Annotated in this window: 29 protein-coding genes; 16 read left to right on the top strand and 13 right to left on the bottom strand. The window is 68.8% G+C overall.

What is annotated here, in order from left to right; genetic code table 11:
- Positions 1 to 136 precede the first annotated feature (136 nt).
- The 3 genes from LX14_RS06735 to LX14_RS06725 all read left to right on the top strand — a co-directional run bounded on the left by LX14_RS06735 (position 137) and on the right by LX14_RS06725 (position 2,966).
- Positions 137 to 799, top strand: a complete 663-nt coding sequence (locus tag LX14_RS06735; protein ID WP_253646467.1) for a TetR/AcrR family transcriptional regulator — start codon at positions 137 to 139, stop codon at positions 797 to 799.
- 55 nt (positions 800 to 854) lie between these two features.
- Positions 855 to 1,367: a hypothetical protein gene (locus LX14_RS06730; protein WP_253646466.1), complete on the top strand. Its 513-nt coding sequence runs from the start codon at positions 855 to 857 to the stop codon at positions 1,365 to 1,367.
- 879 nt (positions 1,368 to 2,246) lie between these two features.
- Positions 2,247 to 2,966 carry an ANTAR domain-containing protein gene (locus LX14_RS06725; RefSeq protein ID WP_253646465.1) on the top strand — a complete coding sequence of 240 codons (720 nt, stop codon included), beginning with the start codon at positions 2,247 to 2,249 and terminating at the stop codon, positions 2,964 to 2,966.
- A 336-nt stretch (positions 2,967 to 3,302) separates the two neighbouring features.
- On the opposite strand, the gene LX14_RS06720 is transcribed toward LX14_RS06725, so the two are convergent.
- Entirely contained in the window at positions 3,303 to 4,205 is a 903-nt protein-coding gene (locus tag LX14_RS06720; RefSeq protein ID WP_253646464.1) for an alpha/beta hydrolase, read from the bottom strand.
- A 65-nt stretch (positions 4,206 to 4,270) separates the two neighbouring features.
- Between LX14_RS06720 and LX14_RS06715 the strand changes: the two genes are divergently transcribed.
- The gene (locus tag LX14_RS06715) at positions 4,271 to 4,744 is read left to right on the top strand and encodes a MarR family winged helix-turn-helix transcriptional regulator (protein ID WP_253646463.1); all 474 of its coding nucleotides are present in this window, start codon (positions 4,271 to 4,273) and stop codon (positions 4,742 to 4,744) included.
- A 166-nt stretch (positions 4,745 to 4,910) separates the two neighbouring features.
- On the opposite strand, the gene LX14_RS06710 is transcribed toward LX14_RS06715, so the two are convergent.
- Positions 4,911 to 5,759: a phytanoyl-CoA dioxygenase family protein gene (locus tag LX14_RS06710; RefSeq protein ID WP_253646462.1), complete on the bottom strand. Its 849-nt coding sequence runs from the start codon at positions 5,757 to 5,759 to the stop codon at positions 4,911 to 4,913.
- A 125-nt stretch (positions 5,760 to 5,884) separates the two neighbouring features.
- Here LX14_RS06710 and LX14_RS06705 point away from each other — a divergent pair, with 125 nt between their 5' ends.
- From LX14_RS06705 to LX14_RS06695, 3 genes are read left to right on the top strand one after another with little or no spacing between them, the layout of a single operon-like run.
- Positions 5,885 to 6,181, top strand: coding sequence for a metal-sensitive transcriptional regulator (locus LX14_RS06705; protein ID WP_253646461.1), 297 nt, complete (start codon positions 5,885 to 5,887; stop codon positions 6,179 to 6,181).
- Positions 6,182 to 6,211: 30 nt separating this feature from the next.
- The gene (locus tag LX14_RS06700; RefSeq protein ID WP_253646460.1) at positions 6,212 to 6,418 is read left to right on the top strand and encodes a heavy-metal-associated domain-containing protein; all 207 of its coding nucleotides are present in this window, start codon (positions 6,212 to 6,214) and stop codon (positions 6,416 to 6,418) included.
- Complete coding sequence (locus tag LX14_RS06695) at positions 6,415 to 8,709, top strand: heavy metal translocating P-type ATPase (RefSeq protein ID WP_372505265.1); 2,295 nt, start codon at positions 6,415 to 6,417, stop codon at positions 8,707 to 8,709. The genes LX14_RS06700 and LX14_RS06695 overlap by 4 nt, the downstream gene beginning before the upstream one ends.
- Positions 8,710 to 8,786: 77 nt before the next feature.
- Here the strand turns inward: LX14_RS06695 and LX14_RS06690 are convergent, their stop codons facing one another.
- The 7 genes from LX14_RS06690 to LX14_RS06660 are packed head-to-tail and all read right to left on the bottom strand — an operon-like array spanning position 8,787 to position 11,866.
- Positions 8,787 to 9,359: an Asp23/Gls24 family envelope stress response protein gene (locus LX14_RS06690; RefSeq protein WP_253646459.1), complete on the bottom strand. Its 573-nt coding sequence runs from the start codon at positions 9,357 to 9,359 to the stop codon at positions 8,787 to 8,789.
- A complete protein-coding gene (locus LX14_RS06685; protein WP_253646458.1) occupies positions 9,356 to 10,117 on the bottom strand; it encodes a DUF6286 domain-containing protein in 762 nt (253 codons plus the stop codon). Before LX14_RS06685 ends, LX14_RS06690 begins: the two co-directional genes overlap by 4 nt.
- Positions 10,114 to 10,521 (bottom strand): Asp23/Gls24 family envelope stress response protein, encoded by a 408-nt coding sequence (locus tag LX14_RS06680; RefSeq protein ID WP_253646457.1) that lies wholly within the window; start codon positions 10,519 to 10,521, stop codon positions 10,114 to 10,116. The genes LX14_RS06685 and LX14_RS06680 overlap by 4 nt, the downstream gene beginning before the upstream one ends.
- On the bottom strand, positions 10,514 to 10,696 hold the full coding sequence (locus LX14_RS06675; RefSeq protein ID WP_253646456.1) for a DUF2273 domain-containing protein: 183 nt from the start codon (positions 10,694 to 10,696) through the stop codon (positions 10,514 to 10,516). The genes LX14_RS06680 and LX14_RS06675 overlap by 8 nt, the downstream gene beginning before the upstream one ends.
- Positions 10,697 to 10,730: 34 nt before the next feature.
- A complete protein-coding gene (locus tag LX14_RS06670) occupies positions 10,731 to 11,021 on the bottom strand; it encodes a hypothetical protein (RefSeq protein ID WP_253646455.1) in 291 nt (96 codons plus the stop codon).
- Positions 11,022 to 11,027: 6 nt separating this feature from the next.
- Complete coding sequence (locus LX14_RS06665; protein WP_253646454.1) at positions 11,028 to 11,393, bottom strand: hypothetical protein; 366 nt, start codon at positions 11,391 to 11,393, stop codon at positions 11,028 to 11,030.
- Positions 11,390 to 11,866: an Asp23/Gls24 family envelope stress response protein gene (locus LX14_RS06660; RefSeq protein ID WP_253646453.1), complete on the bottom strand. Its 477-nt coding sequence runs from the start codon at positions 11,864 to 11,866 to the stop codon at positions 11,390 to 11,392. The genes LX14_RS06665 and LX14_RS06660 overlap by 4 nt, the downstream gene beginning before the upstream one ends.
- A gap of 246 nt (positions 11,867 to 12,112) precedes the next feature.
- On the opposite strand from LX14_RS06660, the gene LX14_RS06655 reads away from it, so the two are divergent.
- The 3 genes from LX14_RS06655 (at position 12,113) to LX14_RS06645 (ending at position 14,779) form a co-directional block, all read left to right on the top strand.
- Positions 12,113 to 12,769 (top strand): RNA polymerase sigma factor, encoded by a 657-nt coding sequence (locus LX14_RS06655; protein WP_253646452.1) that lies wholly within the window; start codon positions 12,113 to 12,115, stop codon positions 12,767 to 12,769.
- A complete protein-coding gene (locus LX14_RS06650) occupies positions 12,769 to 13,215 on the top strand; it encodes a hypothetical protein (RefSeq protein WP_253646451.1) in 447 nt (148 codons plus the stop codon). Before LX14_RS06655 ends, LX14_RS06650 begins: the two co-directional genes overlap by 1 nt.
- A gap of 109 nt (positions 13,216 to 13,324) precedes the next feature.
- Positions 13,325 to 14,779, top strand: coding sequence for an FAD-binding protein (locus LX14_RS06645; RefSeq protein WP_253646450.1), 1,455 nt, complete (start codon positions 13,325 to 13,327; stop codon positions 14,777 to 14,779).
- 110 nt (positions 14,780 to 14,889) lie between these two features.
- On the opposite strand, the gene LX14_RS06640 is transcribed toward LX14_RS06645, so the two are convergent.
- Positions 14,890 to 15,570, bottom strand: coding sequence for a fasciclin domain-containing protein (locus LX14_RS06640; protein WP_253646449.1), 681 nt, complete (start codon positions 15,568 to 15,570; stop codon positions 14,890 to 14,892).
- Positions 15,571 to 15,765: 195 nt separating this feature from the next.
- Between LX14_RS06640 and LX14_RS06635 the strand changes: the two genes are divergently transcribed.
- The 3 genes from LX14_RS06635 to LX14_RS06625 are packed head-to-tail and all read left to right on the top strand — an operon-like array spanning position 15,766 to position 18,834.
- Positions 15,766 to 17,364 carry a molybdopterin-dependent oxidoreductase gene (locus LX14_RS06635; protein ID WP_301283170.1) on the top strand — a complete coding sequence of 533 codons (1,599 nt, stop codon included), beginning with the start codon at positions 15,766 to 15,768 and terminating at the stop codon, positions 17,362 to 17,364.
- Between the two features lie 32 nt (positions 17,365 to 17,396).
- Positions 17,397 to 18,026 carry an ECF RNA polymerase sigma factor SigK gene (gene sigK / locus LX14_RS06630; RefSeq protein WP_308214077.1) on the top strand — a complete coding sequence of 210 codons (630 nt, stop codon included), beginning with the start codon at positions 17,397 to 17,399 and terminating at the stop codon, positions 18,024 to 18,026.
- The gene (locus LX14_RS06625; RefSeq protein ID WP_253646447.1) at positions 18,016 to 18,834 is read left to right on the top strand and encodes an anti-sigma factor; all 819 of its coding nucleotides are present in this window, start codon (positions 18,016 to 18,018) and stop codon (positions 18,832 to 18,834) included. The genes sigK and LX14_RS06625 overlap by 11 nt, the downstream gene beginning before the upstream one ends.
- Positions 18,835 to 18,845: 11 nt before the next feature.
- On the opposite strand, the gene LX14_RS06620 is transcribed toward LX14_RS06625, so the two are convergent.
- The gene (locus tag LX14_RS06620; protein ID WP_253646446.1) at positions 18,846 to 19,235 is read right to left on the bottom strand and encodes a DUF5313 family protein; all 390 of its coding nucleotides are present in this window, start codon (positions 19,233 to 19,235) and stop codon (positions 18,846 to 18,848) included.
- On the bottom strand, positions 19,232 to 19,693 hold the full coding sequence (locus tag LX14_RS06615; protein WP_253646445.1) for a MarR family winged helix-turn-helix transcriptional regulator: 462 nt from the start codon (positions 19,691 to 19,693) through the stop codon (positions 19,232 to 19,234). Before LX14_RS06615 ends, LX14_RS06620 begins: the two co-directional genes overlap by 4 nt.
- A gap of 177 nt (positions 19,694 to 19,870) precedes the next feature.
- Between LX14_RS06615 and LX14_RS06610 the strand changes: the two genes are divergently transcribed.
- The 3 genes from LX14_RS06610 to LX14_RS06600 are packed head-to-tail and all read left to right on the top strand — an operon-like array spanning position 19,871 to position 22,775.
- Positions 19,871 to 20,950, top strand: coding sequence for a Re/Si-specific NAD(P)(+) transhydrogenase subunit alpha (locus tag LX14_RS06610; protein ID WP_253646444.1), 1,080 nt, complete (start codon positions 19,871 to 19,873; stop codon positions 20,948 to 20,950).
- Positions 20,950 to 21,255 (top strand): NAD(P) transhydrogenase subunit alpha part 2, encoded by a 306-nt coding sequence (locus tag LX14_RS06605; protein WP_253646443.1) that lies wholly within the window; start codon positions 20,950 to 20,952, stop codon positions 21,253 to 21,255. Before LX14_RS06610 ends, LX14_RS06605 begins: the two co-directional genes overlap by 1 nt.
- On the top strand, positions 21,252 to 22,775 hold the full coding sequence (locus tag LX14_RS06600) for an NAD(P)(+) transhydrogenase (Re/Si-specific) subunit beta (RefSeq protein ID WP_253646442.1): 1,524 nt from the start codon (positions 21,252 to 21,254) through the stop codon (positions 22,773 to 22,775). Before LX14_RS06605 ends, LX14_RS06600 begins: the two co-directional genes overlap by 4 nt.
- 69 nt (positions 22,776 to 22,844) lie before the next feature.
- On the opposite strand, the gene LX14_RS06595 is transcribed toward LX14_RS06600, so the two are convergent.
- On the bottom strand, positions 22,845 to 23,261 hold the full coding sequence (locus LX14_RS06595) for a hypothetical protein (RefSeq protein WP_253646441.1): 417 nt from the start codon (positions 23,259 to 23,261) through the stop codon (positions 22,845 to 22,847).
- Positions 23,262 to 23,267 lie beyond the last annotated feature (6 nt).

Raw genomic sequence — 23,267 nt, 5'->3', positions numbered from 1 at the left:
CTGATCCGCGAACGCCATGATCGGTCCCCTCGTGTGTTGGAGCAGTGCTCCAACAACTATGGAGCGCCGTTCCAAACTGTGTCAAGATGGTGAAGTGGGAAAGATCCCGACCCGAAGCGTCCGACGTACCGACGCATTGTCCCGACCGCGAATCGTCGCCCAGGCCATTGCGATCCTGGACGACGGTGGGATCGACGCCCTGACGTTCCGATCACTGGCCGCGAGCCTGTCGACCGGCCAGGGCGCGCTCTTCCACCACGTGGCGAACAAGGCCGAGCTGCTGGCCCTGGCCGCCACCGACGTCCTCGCGCACGCCCTGAGCGGCACCGCCAGCACTGCCCGTTCGGCAGCCCGTGTCCACGAGACGATGACGGCGGCGTTCGATGCGATGACCGCGCATCCATGGCTCGGTGCGCAGCTCGCCGGCGCGCCGTGGCAACCAGCCGTGCTGCACCTGTTCGACAGGATCGGCAGCGAGCTCGACGCACTCGACGTCCCCGACGAGCACCTGTTCGACGCTGCCTCCGTGCTCGTCCACCATGTCCTCGGAATCGCCAGCCAATTCCGCGCCACCGGGGAGCTGACGTCCACCAGTTCCGACAGACCCGCATTCATCCACGCCGCGACCGACACCGCCACCGACGGCGCTCCGCACCCGTTCCTCGAGAAGATCGGCCCACAGCTGGTCCATCACGACGACCGGGACCAATTCACCGCCGGAGTCGACATCATCATCGCGGGCATCACCGCGCGCGCCCGGCTCGACCCGCACGCCCTGTCTGCCGAACCCACACGCTGACAGCCCACCTCGACTGATTTCGGAATCAGGTGACCAGAACAGATCGGAGCGCGTCGTGACCGAGACGGTCATCGCATGGAGCGGCTTCCTCGGCGCATGGCTGCTCGTCGCGGGCCCGCTCTACCAAGGCGCCGTCGAACTACTCGAGCAAGACCAGCGCGCCGCAGCCGAAACCTCGAACAGGCTGCCCGCCCCGCCCCCACCGCCCTCGGCCTGGTGGTGGCTCCTGCCGCCATTCATGCTCATCCTCCGCCGCCGACGCAGCAACAGGTACCGAGACGATGTCCTCGCCAGACTCACACCGGCGGAGCGAGCCCAACGCGCCGGCTTCCTCCACAAAGCGGCTGGGTGGTTCGTGGTCGCGCTCGGTGGCACGTTCATCGCCATCAAGGAGATGGGCGAGCTCGTCGAGCACCACGAATGGTCAAGGATGGTGCTGCCCACCCTCGTCGTGGCCATGCTCATCGCCGCCAGCAGCAGCACCATCTACTTCATCAAGCGACGCCGGCACGACCCCAGCGCGCAGAGCGCCGTGACAAGCCCCCCGAGACCCGGCCGGCCGGCCTGACCCCGCCTGGGTCACGGGCGCGACCGGGGTGCGGGTGATGCGGCACCCGGTCCGGCACGCGCCCCGGCCACGAAACACGTCGAGCTCGAGGCGGCCGTGCATGGCCGTGTCGACGAGACGACGGCGTTGGCGCGCGCACGGGTCCGCCGGGAAAGCCGCCGACGCTTCACGTCGACGTCGCGGGGACGCGGTCGACGGTCATCGCCGCAAGGGCGCGACGCTCGGTCCCCCGGTGGTGCGGGTCGGGTGTTTGACGGGTGCTTCGTGCAGGTAATCCCGACCATACGGCGACTCACGGGCCGTCGAGGTGTCGTGGTGAAGCAGCCCGCCGCGACACCGCCTGATCAGCAGGCCCGGGACTTCTTCCGTTCGGCGGCTGTGTGGCATCCACAGGCGTCTGAGCCGCCCGGGGAATGACCGCGCGCCTCGTCCTCGACGCTGAGTGCTCCTGTCGTGCACGTTCGAACTGGTCCTAGTCGGAAGCCGATGACAGGACGGGACGAAAGAGGCTGCCCTGCAGGCGTTTTCGGTTCCATGGTGGCCTCACCTGTGCCACGCTGTGCCCCGACGGACGCGGACCGATCCCGGGCATGTGTTCGACGGCGTCTGACCCGCACCATGTGAACGTCCCGTCGGGGAGGCAGTGGTCTGTCCCTGCTCGGCCAGGTGCTCGACAACCGACCATCGGGCCACCGCCGGCCTGGCTCCGGTGACGTTGGTCTGGGACACGCCGCCGTGGTTTCCTGAGCTTCCTGTAGAGTATTGCGTCGAGTCGAGCGTCCAGGATCGGGGGCCGAACGCTACTGCTCCAGCGTTGAACGGCGCGCGAACGAGAACTGGGTAGTCATGATTCTTGTCGTCATGGACCTCCTGACATAGATGCTTCATCCCGACAACGAGCTCGTCTGCACTATTGCTGCGGAAACAACCCGTCTCCACCAGCAGAAACCTGACGAGGCCACGGTTGCCGCCACCCTCCAAGCTCTGGTGCGCGGGGTCGTCGACACAATCGACACCGCTCATCACGCAGGGATCGTCGTCATCGACGCCCGCTCGGTCAGCACCGTCGCGGCAACCGACGACGTTGCCAGAGACCTACTGCGACTCGAGCGCGTCGCCACCGGCGGCGGCCCGACCCTGGCGACAGCCGCGAGTTACCGCGCCGGCTCCGGGGAGCCCGTGGACCTGCACCACCGCAACCCGTGGCCGACGTTCAGCACATACGCAGTGCAGCAGACACCGGTGCGGTGTGTTCTGCCCATACATCTGTTTCGCACCCACCAGGCGCGCGCGGCACTCGCTGTGTACAGCCCCGTTCACGCCGCATTCGACACCGCAGCAGTGACCACAGCGGCGACCTTCGCCACCGTCATCGCCCTGGCAGCGCACGCCGCGCAACGTGAACGCCAATTCGCGGAAGCGCTGGCGTCCCGCGACATCCTTGGCCAAGCGAAAGGTGTACTGATGGAACGCTATTCGCTCGATTCCCACGCCGCGTTCGGCATGCTCAAACGGGTGTCGATGGATACCAACGTCAAGGTCGTCGCCCTTGCCGAGCGGCTCATCACCGCTGACCACCCCCCGACGGACCTGTTGTGACGCCGACGGTCGGCAAGTGAACCGACGACCGCCCCACACCCGGGTCACCGCGACGCCGATAACGTCCTCAGGGCCTTCATGTGACGAGATCACGCGTGATCTCGAGCTGGGGAGTGGCTGGCGCCGGGGAGGCTGGTGTGGCGGATCAGTGATCGAGATCGTTCCCACCATGACCTCGGGGCCAGTATTCCGCGCGTGCGGGTTGGTTGACTGCGACTGGTGCGATGGAGCGGGGGACTGGGGCGCGCAGGTGAGTCCGACAGGGCCCACGCTGGGTGTCGGGTTTCGTTGCTTGCAGGTGCGCGTAGGCGCGGGGTTCTAGGGACCGGTGACAGGTCAGCGGCTGCGAAGCCGTTGGGTGATGAACAGTGTCGCCCGGTCGAGGGCTTCACTGGCTTCGTCGAGATCCTCGACGAACGCGGGGAACACGTGTGGGACGTCGGCGACCACATCGAGAATGATGTCGACGCCGGCTGCCCGCGCCCGGGTGGCCAACCGTACTGAGTCGTCGAGCAGAAGCTCGGTCCCGCCGACCTGGAGTAAAACGGGCGGGAACCCTGTGAGGTCGGCATGCACCGCCGGCGCCAGCAGTGGCTGATCTGGATCTTGACCGGCGAGGTACATCGAGCCGGTCTGCGCCATCGCTGCTCTGGTGAACAACGGGTCGGCGCCATCGTTGGTGACCATCGATTCGCCGGTGCGGGTGTGATCGAGCCCCGGTGAGAACGCCACGATGCCTGCGGGAAGCGGCAGCCCGGCGTCCCGGGCGGCAAGGGTGGTCGTGACGGTGAGACCGCCCCCGGCGGAGTCGCCCGCGAAAACGATTGCCGCGGGGTCCTCGCCGCTGTCCAGGAGGGCACGGTAGGCGTTGAGACAGTCTCCGATCGCAGCAGGAAACGGGAGTTCGGGGGCAAGCGCGTAGTCGATCGAAATCGCCCGAACGTGAGTGCGCTCCACCAGGTGGGCGGTCAGCGCGAGGGCCGTCTCGGGGGAACCGAGCAGGAACGAACCACCGTGAAAGTAGAGGATGATTCCCGCCGCTGTTGGCCCCTCCGGTTCCACGACGACCGCTCGAACGCCGCCGACGTCGGCCGCTGTGCACCTCACCCCCGAGGGGATCGCGAACGTACCCATGAACCGGGCGAACCCGTCGCGCATCTGCTCGACCGACGCCGGCGCGCTCGAACCGAAGGCCTGCCGCAACCGTGATGTCAACGCTCGCCGCTGCTCGATACTCATCTTCTGCCTTCTTCGTTGCGTGGCCGGGATGCATTCCACGGCATGCACCCAGTAAAGTACATGCCGTGGCAACCAACAATGAGGCTGGCCTGATCCGTGCGTCACTGTTCGACGATCTGGTGCGATGCGAGACTCGCCTCTACAACGCGGTGGGTGAACAGCTCAGGGCTGAACACTCGCTGACGACAACGCAGTACGAACTCCTGCGATATTTTCGAGCGCGTCCCCGATCGCGCGTCGCGGATGTCGCCGCCTACTTCGCCGCGGGTATGGGGGCGATCAGCAAGGGCGTCGACCGCCTGCAAGAGCGGGGGTGGGTGATGCGGGATACGAATCCCGACGACCGGCGTTCGTCGCTGGTGAGCCTCACCGCCGACGGCGACAGGGTGGCCGTGCGAGCCGAGGGGACCTATCTGCGGTGCCTGGAACAGTTGCTGACCCCAGCTCTCGGTGACGAGGAGTTGGCGGGCACGGCAGCAGCGCTGGGTTGTCTGCGTACGTACCTCGAACGTGAACGGGTGGGCATCCCCGCGGGATGAGCAGCTCGTCGACGCTGTGGGCCGCAGCCACGTGCGAGTGTCTTCATGTGAGAGCCAGGGGCAACCGGGCTTCGGTTCGCCTCAGGACCCACCCTCGATTTGGCCCGGAGCCAACGCCATGCGTGAGTACCGGGGGAGCCTGGCCCGGCCGGTCTGATCAGAGGCGTCAGCGGGCGGCGTTCTTGATGAATTCCTCGACGCCTGCGGGCGGTCGCACGCCGCCGAAATAGCCACCTCGCACGTGCCGTCGGCGCGTGTCGTCGTCGGTGGCGCGTGCGGCCGAGTGCCACAGGTAGGCATCGTGCAGGAGGACGTCCCCGGCCTCGGCGTACACTGCGACCTCGCCGCGCATCTTCTCGAATCGCAGGGGCATGTCGAACGGCGGTGTCCGATCGGTGCGACCCCCGGTCGCACGTGCGCTGTCGGGAACCGTCACCCCGTTCGCGTTGCGGAACGGTGCCGGCGTGGCCCAGAGATGGCTGCCGGGAACGACTCTCAGGAACCCGTTGGCGGGGCTCGTGCCGTCGACATGGATGGTGAAAGCGGTGCTCGGCCACACGTCGAGACTCGGCCCGGCCTGCCAGTCCGAGTGCCACCCGATCCGTGCGTAGCCGGAATCGCGCCCGGGCCGCGCATCCTGGTAGACGACCCCGAACTGCTCGTGCGCCCGGAGCCAACACTCCGGACCGAGGATCGCCCGCATCACCGAGGCCAGCACCGGGTCGGTGACCGCCTCGGCCACCGCCGGGGACACCTCGGACACGTACTCGACGTAGTTCACCACCCTCGCCGACACCGACACGTCCTCGTCGAGAAAGACCGTCGACCCGTGCCGTCCGGCGAGTTCTCCGCCGGCCACCCGCGCCTGCGCCTCGGTGCACTCGGCTTCGATCTGCGCCAACCGCGCCTCGTCGACGAGTCCGCGCAGGATGGCGTACCCGTGCATGTCGTAGAACCACAGGAGGTCCGCCGTCTCGTCCACCCCGAAGACGCCGTGATCGTTCGCCGCACCCATCCGCCGAGGTTACGACCGGTCAGGTGATCTCGCGCGACGACCGACAGCTGATACCCCCAGGGGGTAGCCGGACAGCGTGTTTCGGCGTATACCTAGTGGGGGTATCCCGAACTCCAGGAGGCGCCATGGCCGAGACGCACCAGCACGGCTACATCCACCGCAAAGACGACTACCTCAAGCGTCTGCGCCGGATCGAGGGTCAGGCGCGGGGACTGCAGCGGATGGTCGACGACGAGGCCTACTGCATCGACATCCTGACGCAGGTCACCGCCATGACGAAGGCGCTGCATGCCGTCAGTCTCGGACTGCTCGAGGAGCACATGAGCCACTGCGTGGTCGACGCCGCGCGCGAGGACCCCGCACTGGGCCAGGCCAAGGTCGACGAGGCGATGGACGCCATCACGCGACTCGTCCGGTCCTGACCCCATCCACCACGACACGAAGAAGGTCCCATGACCGTCAGCACCTACACCGTCTCCGGGATGACCTGCGAGCACTGCGTGCGCGCGGTGTCCGAGGAGGTCGGGCAGATCCCCGGCGTGACCGGCGTCGAGGTCGACCTCACCTCCGGCGGACTCACGATCCACTCCGACGCCGAGCCGGACCGAGCTGCGGTCGCCGCAGCGGTCGACGAGGCGGGTTACGAGCTGGGGTCGTGACGCCGACGACGGACGCCCTGGATCAGGTCACCCCGTCCGCGACGGCCACCGCCCGCTTCGACATCGAGGGCATGACCTGCGCGTCGTGTGCGGCGCGGATCCAGCGGCGCCTCAACAAGATCGACGGCGTCGAGGCGACGGTGAACTTCGCGACCGGCAGTGCCCGCGTCGACCATCCCGCCGACGTGACCGTCTCCGAGCTCGCCGGTCAGGTCGCCGCGGCCGGCTACCGCGCCGTCGCCCGGACCCCAGCCACCCACTCTCCGGACGCCGCCCCTGCCGACGCCCCGGCGGACGGTGATCATGGATCCCACGGTGGGAACGCCGCCGATCTCCGGAACCGCCTGCGCATCTCCGCGCTGCTGGGGATCCCCGTCGTCCTGCTCGCGATGATCCCGGCGCTGCAGTTCGACAACTGGCAGTGGCTGTCGCTGACGCTCGCGGCGCCGGTCGTCGTCTGGGGTGCCTGGCCGTTCCACGTGGCCACCGTCCGCAACCTCCGCCACGGCGCGACGACCATGGACACGCTCGTGTCGATCGGGATCTCCGCCGCCTTCGGCTGGTCGCTGTACGCGCTCTTCCTCGGACACGCCGGCATGCCCGGGATGCGCCACGGCTTCTCCTTCACGCTCGACCGCGGCGATGCCTCGTCGTCGATCTATCTCGAGGTGGCAGCCGGGGTCACCGTCTTCCTCCTCGCCGGGAGGTACCTCGAGGCACGGTCGACGCGGGAGGCCGGAGCCGCGATGCGAGCCCTCGCCGAGGTCGGGGCCAAGCAGGCGACGTTGCTCATCGACGGGGACGAACGCACGGTCGACGTCGCCGACGTCACCGTCGGTGATCGGGTGCTCGTGCGGCCCGGCGAGAAGATCCCGGTCGACGGCGTCGTCGAAGACGGGCGGTCATCGGTCGACGCCTCGGCCGTCACGGGTGAATCGGTGCCCGTCGACGTCGGACGCGGTGACCGGGTCGTCGGGGCGTCGATCACCGTCGACGGGACCCTGACGGTCCGGGCGACCTCGGTGGGCGCCGACACCCAGATCGCGCAGATCGCACGCCTGGTGGAACAGGCACAGGAGGGCAGCGCGGGACTGCAGCGTCTGGCGGACACCATCTCCGCGTTCTTCGTCCCCGTGGTGCTCGCGCTGTCGGTGATCACCCTCGTCGCGTGGCTCGTCGCCGGTGGCGGTGTGTCCGGGGCGTTCACCGCCGCGGTCGCGGTCCTGATCATCGCGTGTCCGTGCGCGCTCGGGCTGGCGACGCCGACCGCGCTGATGGCGGGGACCGGTCGCGGTGCGCAGCTCGGCGTCCTTATCCGTGGTCAGGAGGCGTTGGAACGCGCCGGTCGCATCGACACGGTCGTGCTCGACAAGACCGGGACCGTCACGACCGGTGTCATGATCCTCGTCGACGTCATCCCCGCTCCCGGGCAGGACGTGGACGAGCTCGTGGCGCGGGCCGCGGCAGTCGAGTCGCGATCGGAACACCCGATCGCGCGCGCGATCGTCCGCGGGGCCGCCGACCGCCGGGGTGGGAGCACGTCATACCCAGTGAGCGATTTCGTGGCCGAGCCGGGGCGCGGTGTGGCGGCCACATTCGATGGCGTCTCTGTGGCGGCGGGGCGGATCGCCTGGCTCGAGGACACGGGACACCATGTCGACGCGGCTCTGACCGATGCCGTGGACGCGGCGGAGTCGGCGGGGGCGACAGCCGTGGCCGTGGGATGGGACGGAGCCGTCCGCGGAGTCGTGGTCGTGTCCGACGAGGTCAAGGAGTCATCGGCGGAGGCGATCGCACGGTTCCGCGACCTCGGGCTCACCCCGGTGCTGCTCACCGGGGACAACGAGGGCGCGGCGAGGGCGGTCGCCCGAGTGGTCGGCATCGACCGCGTCATCGCCGGCGTGCTGCCGGCCGACAAGGCGTCGGTGGTGATGCGCATGCGCGCCGACGGTGCTCGCGTCGCGATGGTCGGCGACGGCGTCAACGACGCGGCCGCGCTCGCGACGGCTGACCTCGGTCTGGCCATGGGCACGGGCACCGATGCCGCCATCGCGTCGGCGGACGTCACCGTGATGTCCGGCGAGCTGACGTCGACGGTCGACGCGATCCGGCTGGCCCGGGCCACGCGCAGGATCATCCACGGAAACCTGTTCTGGGCGTTCGCCTACAACCTCGCGGCGCTGCCCCTCGCGGCGACTGGGCTGCTGAACCCGATGTTCGCCGGCGCGGCGATGGCCTTCTCGTCGGTCTTCGTCGTGACGAACAGCTTGCGACTGCGACGGTTCCGGTAGCCGACCGCAGCACATTTGCGACAGACGAAGGGCCCGGGGCGATGGCGCCCCGGGCCCCTCGTGTCACACACTGCGCGTCAGCTGACGCGGACCGGCTTCTTGACCGTGTTCAGGTGGATCTGGAACCGTGGTCGGATCTCGCTGCCGGGCAGTGCCGCGGCGACCTGCTGTTCTGCGCGGCCGACGAGCTCGGCCAGCTCGGCGAAGTCGCGGTCGGCGTCGGCCACGACAGTGACCTCGACCAGCTTCCGCTTGCGGTCGTCGACCGCTCGGGAGCGCGTCGACGACACCAGTCGGTGCCGCTCGAGATCGTCGGCGACGGCGGCGGCGATCTTCGACGGGTTCACCGAGAGGGTCCCCGACGCGTCACTGCCGGGCAGCACGACCGCCCCGGTCTTGCGCGGACGGCTGTTCAGGGCCAGCAGCAGCAGACCGATGAGGATGCCGCCCACCGCGATCCCGATGAGGACATAGAGCCACCAGCCCTCACGAGGAGCGCGCTCGAACCAGGACAGGTCGACCTTGTCGAGCTGGTCGCGGACCTGTCGCACCTTGAGCTCCCACGCGATCGCGCCGGCACCGACGACGATGAACACCGCGCCGAGAAGGAACGTGATAAGCCGGTTGACGCCGGCGGGCAACGCGTTCACGAGCGCACCTCCTTGGTGGTGGTCGACGACGTCGTCGAGGTGGACGGCGTGGACCCCGCAGTCGAGGACGGAGCCTCCGGCGAGTCCTCGTCGGTGTCGACGATGGGCTCGGGCAGATCCGGTCGTCCGGACGGCGCCGGCGGTGTCTGCGAGCGAGGGATCTTGACTGTGTGGGTCTTGACCTTCACCGAGTGCTTCGGCAGCACCGGGGTGACGGCCGCGGTGACCGCCGTCCGCACGGCGTCGGCGTCAGCGGGCGCCTCGTCATTGGTGGTGATCCGGGTGACGACCTTGCGGCGCTTCACGTTGGTGTTCGCCGCGGTCACGCCGGCCACGCCGCGCGCAACGGCGCTCGCGCGTCGGGCGACGTCGACCTTGCGAGTCCAGGTGCTCGGCGCGTACCCGTCGACCGTCCCCGCACCGTCGAGCGCGATGTGGGTCTTGGTGCGTGGGCGGATCGCCGTCCACAGCAGCAGCAGACCGACGACGATCAGCGCGATCGCCACCGCCCAGAACCAGCCCTGCCAGGAGAGCCGACCGATCCATCGCGATGCGGCCGCGATCCACTCGGAACCCGAGATCCATTTCTGGTCCACGCAGATGTCGCGGATCGCGATGCCGCCCAGGGCGATCAGCGCGATCGCGAACAGTGAGGTGGTCCAGACGGCGCCGGGTGTGGCGGTCGGCGGGACGATCTTCTTCAGGCCCTTCGCGGGACCGATTTCGGCCACGGCACCGTCACGGGATGACGCGCTCATCGGACCCTCCTCTGCGAACTCTGCTCACCGACGACCACGTCGGCGATGGTGACGTCCACCCGATGCGGTGACACGCCGGTGAGGCGGGCCAACTCGGTGTGGACCAGCGCACGGACCTCCTGGCACAGGGCTGTGACCTGGGTGGGCCAGCGGACTGCGACGTCGACCTTGACGTCCGGATGCGGACGGGACATGTCGACGGAGACCTTCGGGTACTCCCCGCCGGTGATCAGTCCCAGCGATCCGCGACGACGCAGAACGCCCTCGATGGACAGCGACGCCTTCTTGCCGATGCTCTCCCCGACGCGGTCGTCGATCGTCGTCGTGCCGGGTCCGCCGTTGGGCTCGGTGGGCGGGCGGACGGTGAGGTCGGGACGTGCGACGGGGAGCTTTCCCTCAGCCACGGTTCCGGCTCCGCAGGAGACCGGACAGGTCGATCGTCCCGTCGCGCTGCAGGCCGATGGCCAGGCCGATGGCACCGAGGAGCACGGCGAGGACGAACCCGCCGAAGCCGCCGGTGGTCGCGGCGATGGCCAGGAGCAGCCCGACGAGCAGTCCGATGGTGGCGTTGTTGGTCATGTCGTGTCTTCTTTCGATGCAGGGGTTGTGTGGATCAGATCTCGAAGTACCGGCGGCTGCCCGGGACGGAACGCGGAAGACGGCCACGCAGTCGCGTGACCTCGCGCCCAGCCGCACGACGGAGCCGACGGATGCGACCGGTGGGACGCACCCGCGGGTACACGGTCGGCGCGGGGCGTGCGGGCACGATCGAGCGCCGTTGGTCGAATTCCGCGTCGAGTGCGGCCAACTCGGCGGCGAGCACATCCGCGTCTCCCCCGACGTCGGGGTGATGTCTGCGGATGAGTGCACGTCGCCGCGCGGCGTACTCGGACGGGACGGGCACGGTCGGTCAGACTCCCGGGTCCGCCGCGCCGGCCGGGCTCGCGGAGACCTCGGCCGCCGGCGGGGCAGTGGGCTCGTCGACCGCCGGCTGATCGCCGTCGACCGAGACATCCTCGACGACGACGGTCATCGGTCGGCCGGCGACGGCCTCGACGGCGCGACGGACGTCTTCGGCGGTGTCCATCACACCGCGGTCGAGGGTGACCTCGATGTGGACCTCGCCGCTGTGGTCGTGCAGACGCACACCCACGACGCGCCCCTTGGTCGAGTAGGTCGCCACCTCACCGAACCGACCGGCGTTGAGCCCGGTCACACCGGGGACCGACGCGGCGGCAGTCGCCACCGCGTCGGCCAGTTCGGCGTCGGACGTCACTGGACGCGCGGCTCTGCGGTCTGCTCGTCGGCGTCGTCGTCCTCGAAGTGCACGTCGTGCACGGCGACGTTGACCTCGGTGACCTCGAGGCCGGTCATCTGCTGGATCGAGCTGATGACGTTCGAGCGGACGGCGGCGGCGAGATCATGGATCGCGACGCCGTACTCGGCGACGAGGCCGAGGTCGACCGCGGCCTGCTTCTCGCCGACCTCGACGGAGATCCCCTGGGTGATGCTCTGCTGGCCACCGGGGATGGCCTCACGGACACGGCCGACGATGCGGGCGGCCTGGCCGCCGAGCGCGAACACGCCGTCGATCTCACGCGCGGCGATGCCGGCGATCTTGGCGACGACCTGATCGGCGATGGTGGTGCGGCCGTGGTCGCCCACGAGGTCGCGGTGCTCCGGCGCGATCTCCTTGCTGGGGCTGACCTTCGCCGCAGCGCTGCTGGTGGTGGTGGTCGAGGTGCTCATCTGCACTCCTTCATGTCAACACATGAGCCGACCGTCTGGGTCGGCTCGCACGATTCGGACGCGGTCGCGCCGATGAGAAGTACCCGCTCTCGCAGTTCCTCAATCGGCGCATCTGTGTAGACGACCGCCGGGGCGTTCTTGCACTGCACGCGTGCTGTGATGTGACTCACAGCGGGATACGATGTCGGGTCCGGTCCGTTGTGTGTGTACGACAAGGGCCGACAGGTCCCGGCGAACGGAGACGACGTGGCGATCGGTGCAGAAGGCGCCGGCGACAGCCGACAGTTCCGGGGCCGGCTCGCCGAGGAGACCGACGAATCGCTCGCTTCGAGCGCCGCGGTGGGGGACAGGGCCGCGTTCGAGGAGCTCGTCCGCCGCACCCTTCCTCTCCTCCTGCGGTACGCGCGCCGGCTCACCCCGGACGCGCAGAACGCCGAGGACGTCGTGCAGGAGACCTTGGTCGCGGCGTGGAAAGGCCTGCCCAAGTTCACCTTCCAGAGCAGCTTCCGCACCTGGGTCTTCGCCATCGCCCATCGCAAGATCATCGACCTGCGTCGTCGACGTGTCGAGGCACCCTTCGACGACGAGGTCATGATCGCTCTGCCCGACCGCCGTCCGGGTCCCGCGGACGCCGCGCTCGGTCGGTCGCTGCAGGAGGCGCTCGAGGCCGAACTGTCCGCACTCACGCCCACCTCCCGCGCCGTATGGTGGTTACGCGAGATGGAGGGCCTGTCCCATCCGGAGATCGGGGAGATCCTGTCCATCTCGCCCAATTCCGTTCGCGGGCATCTCCAACGCACCCGGGCCCGATTGGCCGAACGACTCGAACCATGGCGTCCGCGCCCGGCCCGACCGGATGTGTCGGATGAGGACGTCGCCACAGCAGTGGAAGCGGGGGTGTGATGGTCGACATGCAGGCCGACTTCGCGCAGTCGCGGACCGAGGACTGGATCCTCGACGCCGGCCGACGACTCGGGCCCACCGCGGCGGACATCACGCGACTCACCAAGACCGTGGTCGACACCGCCCGTCGTCTGTCGCAGTCCCGCGACGAGCTCGCCACCGACGACGGGCTCGTCGTGGTGACCGACCGCGTGGTGCGGCGGCTCGTCCTGCTGGCCGTTCGGTCGGCGATCGGACGCCGCGTCGTCGAGGTCGCCGTCCGCATCGTCGACGGTGAGGCCACCGGCATCACCCTCGGCCTCGTGGCGCACTACGCCGACGACCTGGAGGTGGTGGCGCAGCAAGCGCGGGCGGCCATCGAGGCCTTGCTCGCGGACGTCATCGGTGCTGATCACGCAGCGCGGGTGTCGTCGGCCATCGACGTCCACTGGGCCGATCTCGAATGAGTCCCGACCTGCGCGTACCGCACAAGAACTAGAACCTGTTCTAGCGTCCCGGTAGTCTGAGTGCGGCCACGCCGCCCGGCGTCGTCGCGTCGAGTGCCGGAGGTCCCCCATGCGTGCCGAACTCCCCGAGGTGGTCGCCGCGTCGTCCGTCGCACAGTGGTCCGACGAGATCGACGTCCTGGTGATCGGATGCGGGATCGCCGGTGGGTGCGCGGCGCTGGAGGCGGCGACGCACGGCGCGTCGGTGCTCGTGCTCGAACGAGCTGCCGTGGCCGGCGGCACGACGTCGCTGGCGGGCGGCCACTTCTACCTCGGCGGTGGCACCGCGGTGCAGAAGGCCACCGGCCAGGAGGACTCCGCGGAGGAGATGGAGAAGTACATCACCGCGGTGAGCCGCGACCCCGAGCCGGACAAGATCCACGCCTACTGCCAGGACAGCGTCGATCACTTCGACTGGATCGAGGCCCTGGGGTTCGAGTTCGAGCGCAGCTTCTTCGAGGGCAAGGCCGTGATCCAGCCCGAGACGCAGGGCCTGATGTACACGGGCAACGAGAAGGTCTGGCCGTTCAAGGACATCGCCCGCCCCGCGCCCCGGGGACACAAGGTCCCCGTCCCCGGTGACACCGGTGGCGCGGGGATGGTCATCGAGCTGATCGTGAAGCGTCTGGCCGACCGCGGTGTCGAGATCCGGTACGAGACCGGTGCACGCAACCTCGTCCTCGACGCATCGGGCGCCGTCGTCGGCGTCGCGTGGAAGAGCCTGTCGGACAGTGGGTTCATCCGTGCGAAGAGCACGGTGATCGCCGCCGGTGGTTTCGTGATGAACCCGGAGATGGTGGACGAGTTCGTCCCCGCTCTCGCCGAGAAGCCGTACACGCTCGGCAACACCTACGACGACGGGCTCGGCATCCGCCTGGGTGCCTCGGTCGGTGCCGCGATGAAGCACATGGAGGAGCCGTTCGTCACAGCGCCGGCGTATCCGCCGTCCATCCTCATCACCGGTCTGATCGTGAACAAGCTCGGCCGACGATTCGTCGCCGAGGACTCCTACCATTCCCGCACATCGGGTTTCGTGCTCGATCAGCCGGATGCGAAGGCGTGGTTGATCGTCGACGAGGCGCACATGGAGCGCCCCAAGATGCCGTTGATCAAGTTCGTCGACGGGTGGGAGACGCTCGAGGAGATGGAGGCCGACCTCGGGATGCCCAAGGGCGAACTGGTCGCGACCATCCACCGGTACAACGAGTACGCGGCGAAGGGTGAGGACCCCGACTTCCACAAGAGCCCGGACTGGTTGGCGCCTCAGGACACCGGACCGTGGGCGGCGTTCAACATGAGCCTCGGCGAGGCGCTCTACGCGGGCTTCACGATGGGTGGCCTCGCCACCTCGGTGGACGGCGAGGTGCTCACCGCCGCAGGCGATCGCATCCCGGGGCTCTACGCCGCGGGCGCGGGAGCCGCGAACATCGCCCAGGACGCCAAGGGATACGCGAGTGGGACACAGCTCGGGGAGGGGTCGTACTTCGGCCGCCGAGCCGGGCGCCACGCGGCGAACTCTCGCTGAGCATCCCCCAAGACGACGAGACCCGGAGCCGTCCGAGGATGACTCCGGGTCGTCGTGTGTGGGTCGGTCAGTGCGGAGACATGCTCCGACTCACCGGATCACGGGTGTGATCAGCTCGGGGGCATGAGCACCGAGTCGATCAGGTAGACGGTCGCGTTGGCGGTCTTGACGCCACCGCAGATGACCGACGCGTTGCCGGAGCCGACCTTCAGGTCGTTGCCCGAGCCGGAGACGGTGACGTCCTGGCCCTCGACGGTCTTGTGGGTGCCGGCGATCTGCGACGGCGACAGCTGACCCGGGATCACGTGGTAGGTCAGGATCTTGGTCAGCAGCGCGCTGTCCGTCTTCAGGGTGTCGATGGTGGCCGCCGGGACCTTGGCGAACGCCTCGTCGACCGGCGCGAAGACGGTGAACTGGCTGCCGTTCAGGGTGTCGACCAGGTTCACCTGCGGGTTGAGCTTGCCGGAGACGGCCGCGGTGAGGGTCTTCAGGAGCGGGTTGTTGCTGGCCGCGGTGGCGACCGGGTCCAGAGCCATGCCGCCGACGGAGCCGGGGCCCGAGGCGTTGGCCGCGGCGTAGCTCGCGCAGCCCGAGCCGACGAGATCGGCGGCCGGGTCGGCGCTGGCGCCGCCGTTCGACGCCGAGGACTCGGCGGCGGTGGAGGTGGCAGCGGTGCTCGACGACGCCGAGGAGCTCGAGCTGTCGTCGCTCGAACAACCGGCGACGAGGCCCATGGCCAGGCCGGCGCCGGCGATTGCCACGGCGAATCGTTGGGTGCGCTTCAGAGCCATTGCTGAATCCTTCTGTTGGTGATGTCGGTCGCTTTCCATTCGCAACGTACGGGCGGTCGGATGGGTCACGCCCGAAATTTCCTGTCTCGAATGCATGACTATCCATCCGATCGGTCACGGACGAGTAACGCAGACGTGCGGGAAGACGGAGGTCGTGGCCCATCCACAGATGTGGCTGCACCGAACACCTGACATATGCGCCTGTGTTTCCCCACGGAGGCGTCGACAGGTTCTACGTCCCGATTCCCGGAAGGGGTGACGCGTGTGAAGCGCACGGAGACATTCATCCGTCGTGCACTGGCCGGACTGATCGCCATCGGCGCGTCGCTCGCAGCGGGCGAGCTGGTCTCGGTCGCTGTGTCCTCGTTCTCCTCGCCGTACTTCGCGGTCGGCGCACTCCTCGTCGACAACGCGCCATCGGCGGTGCGCGAGTTCGCGATCCGCACCTTCGGCACCTCCGACAAGCAGGTGCTGCTCACCGGCATGGCGATCGGCATCGCGGTGCTCGCGGTGGTCGCAGGACTCGTCGAGCGGCGCACCAAGCCCTTCGGTTCCGTGCTCATCGTGCTGTTCGGCGTCGTCGGCATCGTGGCGGCGTTCGCGCGTCCCACCGCGGATGCGACCTACGTGTTCCCGTCGCTCGCGGCGGTGATCGTGGGCGTCGTCGTGCTGCGCGTGTTGACCGGGTTCGTCGGGCGTCGCAACTCCGCGGCGCCGGAGCAGGACGGTCTGTCCCGGCGGGCCTTCGTCGTCGCGGCGGGAACCGCCGCGGTCGCCGCGGGTGTGGTGGCGGTGGTCGGGCGCCAGATCGCCAACGCGGGCAACGCCATCTCCGAACGCCGATCGCTGAAACTGCCCACCCCGACCTCTCGTGCCACCCCGATCCCCGCGGGTGCGAACCTCGACATCCCCGGTGCCACACCGTTTGTCACGTCGAACACGTCGTTCTATCGCATCGACACGGCCCTGCAGGTCCCCGAACTGAAGACCTCGGAGTGGCAGCTGCGCATCCACGGCATGGTCGACCGCGAGCTGACGCTCACGTGGGATGACCTGATGGGGATGAAGCCGGTCGAGAAGGTGATCACCCTGACGTGTGTGTCGAATCAGGTCGGCGGCGACCTGGCCGGCAACGCGACGTGGATCGGCTACCCGATCAAGGACATCCTCGAGCGCGTGGGCGTGAAGTCCGACGCGGACATGCTGTTCTCCACCAGCGTCGACGGGTGGACGTCGGGAACACCGGTGTCGGCGTTGACCGATGGCCGCGACGCGATCCTCGCCGTCGGGATGAACGGTCAGCCGCTCCCGCTCGAGCACGGCTACCCGGTGCGTCAGGTGGTCCCGGGCCTGTACGGGTTCGTGTCCGCGTGCAAGTGGGTCGTGGACTGGGAGCTGACCCGGTTCGATCGCAAGAAGGCCTACTGGACGCAACGTGGTTGGGGCCAGGAGGGTCCGATCAAGACCGCGTCGCGGATCGACACCCCGGCGTCGTTCTCCCAGGCGCCGGCCGGTGAGGTGATGATCGCCGGAACCGCGTGGGCACAGCATCGAGGGATCTCGAAGGTCGAGGTACAGATCGACAAGGGTCCCTGGGTGCCTGCGGAATTGACCGAGGAGTACTCGAACGACACCTGGCGTCAGTGGTCCTACCGCTACCAGGCCACACCCGGTCAGCACACGGTGACGTGTCGCGCGACGGACAAGACGGGGCAGCTCCAGACCGAGGAGCGCACCCCACCCATCCCCGGCGGTGCCACCGGCTGGAACAACCGCGTCTTCACGATCACCTAGGAGGATGACCATGACACGCTACTGTCGTCTCTGTGATCGACCGTCCCGCAGCGCAGTCGCCGCCGGAGACCACACCGGAGGCCGCGACACCAGCAGCTGGACCACCGGATCCCGCGGGCCTCGTCGCCCTGGTGGAACGAGTGGCCGAGGGGGATCGTGCGGCGTTCGCGGCCCTGTACGACGCCACCAGCTCCCGCGTCTTCGGTCTGATCAAGCGCGTGTTGCGCGACCCGGGCTACGCCGAGGAGACGTTGCAGGAGGTCTACCTGCAGGTCTGGCAGAACGCCGGCAAGTACCGCTCCGACATGGGGTCGGTCGTCTCGTGGATGTTGACCATCGGTCACCGACGAGCCGTCGACCGGGTGCGGTCGGAGGAGGCGTCGACGAGGCGTGGGGTCGAGTACTCGGTCTCGACCGCGACGATCGAGACCGATCAGGTGGTCGACTCGGTGATCACGAGGGAGGACAGGCGCGCGGTGATGTTGTGCCTGGGGACTCTCACCGACACGCAGCGGGAGAGCATCGAGCTGTCGTACTACGGCGGTCTCAGCTACCCGCAGGTGGCCGAGCGGCTCGATGCGGCTCTGCCCACGGTGAAGTCACGCATCCGCGACGGGTTGAAACGTCTCAAGAACTGTCTGGACTCCTCCGATGATGTCTGACGAGACCGCACGCGAGGACGCGGGGCGGATGGTCGACGACCTGCTGGAGCTCTACGCGATCGACGCGCTCCCGGCCGACGAGATGCGCGCGTTCGAGGAGTCGTTGGCGGTCGTCGACGCGATCCACCGGCGGCGCGCCGTCGCCGAGATCCGCGGGACCCGCGAGGCGGTCGCACGCTGGGCTGCGGAGTACGAGTTCGCACCGCGGGCCGAGGTCCGCGCCGGTGTCCTGTCGTCGCTCGACGCCCGTGTCGGCTCCGACCCCCGACCTGCTGCCACCGGATCCGGCGCGGCCCCGGTCGTCGTCGACGAGCTCGCCGCCCGACGCTCGCGACGTCGCCGCATCGCCGTGGCGATGTCGTCGGCCGCCGCCGCGCTCATCCTCGTGGTGGGTGGGGTCCTGATCGGGCGTTCGACGGTCACCTCCGACAACCCTCCACCGTCGATCGCACAGTCCGACCAGATGGCACAGCTGCAGTCGGTCATGAGCCGCCCCGACGCCGAGGTGCACCGCACCCAGATGACGGGCATGCCGGGGACCGTGGTCGTCGCGTCGTCCCGCAGCGCCGACACCGCCGTGGTGCTCCTCGAGGGCGCCCAGCAGCCGCCGACCGAACGCGCCTACCAGCTGTGGCTGATCGGCAACGCCCACTCGCCGCGGTCGGCCGGTCTCGTCACGGAGGTCAGCGCACAGGCGCCGGTGGTCATCACCGGTCTCGCCGACTCCCGCACGATCGGGATGACCGAGGAGCCCGAGGGCGGATCACCGCAACCCACGGGCGAGGTGCTCGCCGCCGTCACCATCTGACGCGACCTGCGTCAGGACTGCGGACCCGACCGGTAGAGCCTCTCGTACTCGGTGCGCGCCCGATCGTCCTGCGCCTGCTGCCGTGCGGGCTTCAGGTCGGGGTCGAGGCCGTGCTTGTCGAGTCGGTGGGCGCGGTTCTGCTTCATGTACGCCGCGGAGTAGATGAGTCCCAGGACCAGGCCGAGCGCGACCATCTGCGCCCGTAGCCACCACGGGCCGGGGAAGAGCATGAACACCACGAAGATCGGGACGAACGGCACCATGCCGCGCACCAGGTGGCGGACGTAGGAGTTGCGACCGGTCAGGTCCTCGCGCACCCAGTCCTGCATGCTGTCGGGCAGTCGACGGCCGAAGGCGTAGCCGACCCACTGCACGGGGTTCGGCCGCCTGCGCGCGCTCATTCGGGGGCTCCGGCCGTCGCTGCACGGTTGAGGCCCCAGAGCACGTCGCGCAGTCGTTCGAGCTCGGCGATCGAGACGCCGAGGCGGTCGATGACCGCGGGCGGGATCGCCTTCGCCTCCTCACGCAGCGCCAGTCCGGCATCGGTGAGCGCGACGTCGAGCCTGCGCTCGTCGACGTCGGACCGCCGGCGCGTGACCAGCCCCATCGCCTCGAGCCGCTTCAGGAGAGGCGACATGGTGGGCGAGTCGAGGACCAGTGCCTCGCCGATCGATCGCACCGACCGCGGCGACTGCTCCCACAGCGCCAACATCACCAGGTACTGCGGGTGCGTCAGGCCGAGGGGTTCGAGCAGGGGGCGGTAGACGGTCAGGACCGTCCTGTTGGTGACGGCCAACGCGAAACAGAGTTGGCGGTCCAGGGCGAGGAGATCGTCGTCCTGCGCAGTTGTCGTGGGCATATATGGATCGTACGCGAACTGTTAGTGCACGAACAGTGTTCTGCATCATGCTATGTTCCTTGCAACCTCGGCCGCCGATCGCGGCCGTACGCACTGATCCCGTCGGCTCGGGGGACCCCCGACGTGTCGAACGGGTGTGTCCATCGCGTCCGCGGTATGTGAGAAACAGGTGTGTCCATGAGTGTCGGTGTCGTGCGGGAGGTGGCCGAGGGAGAGCGCAGAGTCGCGCTCGTACCCAAGGTCGTCGCGACGTTGGTCAACAAGGGAGTCGACGTCATCGTCGAGTCCGGTGCGGGGGAGCAGGCGCTCATCCCCGATCAGCTCTACTCCGAGGCCGGCGCCACCATCGGTGACGCGTGGTCGGCCGACGTGGTGGTGAAGGTCGTGGCCCCCACGGACGACGAGGTGGGCAAGCTCCACTCGGGGCAGACGCTCATCGGGTTCCTGGCCCCGCGCAACCAGGAGAACCAGATCGGTGCGCTGAAGTCCGCCGGTGTGCAGGCGTTCGCGGTGGAGGCCATCCCGCGCATCTCGCGCGCCCAGGCGATGGACGCGCTCAGCTCGCAGGGCAACGTGTCCGGCTACAAGGCCGTGATCCTCGCGGCGGAGAAGTCCACGCGCTACTTCCCGATGCTGACCACCGCCGCAGGCACGGTGAAGCCCGCGACCGCACTGATCCTCGGTGTCGGCGTCGCGGGGCTGCAGGCGCTGGCCACCGCCAAGCGTCTCGGCGCCCGCACCACCGGATACGACGTGCGTCCCGAGGTCGCCGAGCAGGTGAAGTCGGTCGGTGCGCAGTGGCTGGACCTCGGCATCGACGCCGCCGGTGAGGGCGGCTACGCCCGCGAGCTCACCGAGGACGAGCGCGCGCAGCAGCAGAAGGCACTCGAGGACGCGATCAAGGGATTCGACGTGGTCATCACGACCGCGCTGGTCCCGGGGCGTCCCGCTCCGCGACTGGTGACCGCCGCCGCCGTCGAGGGCATGAAGCCCGGCAGCGTCATCGTCGACCTCGCCGGCGAGACCGGCGGCAACTGCGAACTCACCGAGCCCGGGCAGGACGTCGTCAAGCACGACGTCACCATCTGCTCGCCGCTCAACCTCCCCGCCGGCATGCCCGAGCACGCCAGCGAGCTCTACTCCAAGAATCTCCTCGCCCTCATCGAGCTGATGCTCGACGAGAACGGCGCCATCGCACCGGATTTCTCCGACGAGGTGCTGGCGAAGTCGTGCGTGACCCGAGAGGCGGACGCCTGATGTACACCGGTCTACTCGCGAACCTCGCGATCCTGGTCCTGGCCGGGTTCGTGGGCTTCGCCGTCATCTCCAAGGTGCCCAACACCCTGCACACGCCGCTGATGTCGGGCACCAACGCCATCCACGGCATCGTCGTGCTCGGCGCGCTCGTGGTCCTCGGTGCGCTGCCCGCCGACGCCAACTGGGGCGTGCGCATCATCGCGTTCGTCGCGCTGGTGTTCGGCACCCTGAACGTCATCGGCGGCTTCGCCGTCACCGACCGCATGCTCGGGATGTTCAAGGGCAAGAAGGAGGTCGGCAAGTGACCGTCGATCTCGCATTCGTCAGCAGCCATGCGCCGAACCAGGGCGTGTCCTACGGCGTCACCGCGCTGTACATCCTCGCGTTCGGCCTGTTCATCTACGGCCTCTCGGGACTGACCGGTCCGAAGACCGCTGTGCGCGGCAACTGGATCGCCGCCGTCGGCATGGGCATCGCGGTCGCGGCCACCCTGCTCTACGTCTGGAACGAGGGCGCGCGCGGCGACGGCGGGATCGGCCGTGTCGAGGTCCCGACCATCAACTGGATCCTCATCGCCGTCGGCCTGGTCCTCGGTGTCGCGCTGGGCATCCCGCCCGCGCTCAAGACCAAGATGACGGCGATGCCGCAGCTGGTCGCGCTGTTCAACGGCGTCGGCGGCGGCACGGTCGCCCTGATCGCGTGGTCGGAGTTCATCGAGACGTCGGGCTTCTCCGAGTTCGGCGACAAGCAGCCGGCCTCGCCGCTCGTCGTCGGGTCGCTCATCGCGGCGATCATCGGCTCGATCTCGTTCTGGGGCTCGCTGATCGCGTTCTCAAAGCTGCAGGAGGTCCTGCCCAAGGGCATCGAGAAGGTCTTCGTCGGCAACGCCAAGCTGTTCCAGCTCGCGAACATGGTCCTGCTCGCCCTGTCGATCGGCATCGCGATCTTCCTCGGCGTTCAGGCCACCAGCGGTGGCGGCGCCAGCGTCTGGTGGATCGTCGGCCTGCTGATCGCGGCCGGCGTGATGGGACTGTTCGTGGTGCTGCCCATCGGTGGCGCCGACATGCCCGTCGTGATCTCGCTGCTGAACGCCATGACCGGGTTGTCCGCCGCTGCAGCGGGTATCGCGCTGGACAACACCGCCCTGATCGTCGCCGGCATGATCGTCGGCGCCTCGGGGTCGATCCTCACCAACCTCATGGCCAAGGCCATGAACCGCTCGATCCCCGCCATCGTGTTCGGCTCGTTCGGTGGCGGCGCGACCGCCGCGGCCGGGCCCGCGGGTGAGGGCGGCACCGTCAAGGCGACGTCCGCGGCCGATGCGGCCATCCAGATGGCCTACGCCAACCAGGTGATCGTGGTTCCCGGCTACGGGCTGGCGGTCGCGCAGGCGCAGCACGCGGTGAAGGAGATGGCGACCCTGCTCGAGGGCAAGGGCGTCGAGGTCAAGTACGCGATCCACCCGGTCGCGGGTCGCATGCCCGGGCACATGAACGTGCTGCTGGCCGAGGCCGACGTCGAGTACGACGCCATGAAGGAGATGGACGACATCAACGGCGAGTTCAGCCGCACCGACGTCGCCATCGTCATCGGCGCCAACGACGTCACCAACCCCGCGGCCCGCAACGACCCGAGTTCGCCCATCCACGGCATGCCGATCCTGAACGTCGACGAGGCGCGGTCGGTGATCGTGCTCAAGCGGTCGATGTCGTCGGGCTACGCCGGCATCGACAACCCGCTGTTCGGCGCCTCCGGCACGTCGATGCTCTTCGGCGACGCCAAGAAGTCGGTCGGCGAGGTCATCGAGGAACTCAAGGCGCTCTGAGTCACCCGCTCACACAGTCGAGGCGATCCCTTCCGCTCAGCGGGAGGGATCGCCTCGTCTGTTCTCGTCTCAGCCGACGAGGAAGCGGAATCCGGTGATGGAGTTGTTCGCCGGGTTCGCGTCGCGCTCGACCTCCCGTGCGGTGACGGTCGACTGTCCGATGTAGAAGCGTCCGAGCAGGCTGCGGGTGTGGACGGTGAACGTCTGCCCGGGTCGGATCGACTCGATGGTGAAGCCGTCGCTCGCGGTCGGCGGGATGCCGGACACCGACACCGCGATGTTCGTGGCGGTGGCGGCGCCGCGGTTGGCGATCCGCACGACGAACGGCACCTGCGGCGGGTAGTTCCGCGGACCCAGCTCCGGCAACGACACCACCAGATCCGGACGGGCGGGGATGGCCGATGCCGACGAGACGCCGGCGACGAGTCCGGCTGCGGCGCAGGCCGTCGCGACGAGGGCGGTCAGGGGTCGGGTCCAGCTGCGCATGGGTCT

Source organism: Williamsia deligens, from assembly GCF_024171765.1.
Taxonomy (GTDB): Bacteria; Actinomycetota; Actinomycetes; order Mycobacteriales; family Mycobacteriaceae; genus Williamsia_A; species Williamsia_A deligens.
Note: the sequence above shows the minus strand (reverse complement) of the source record. Positions and strands in the feature narration are given on the sequence as shown.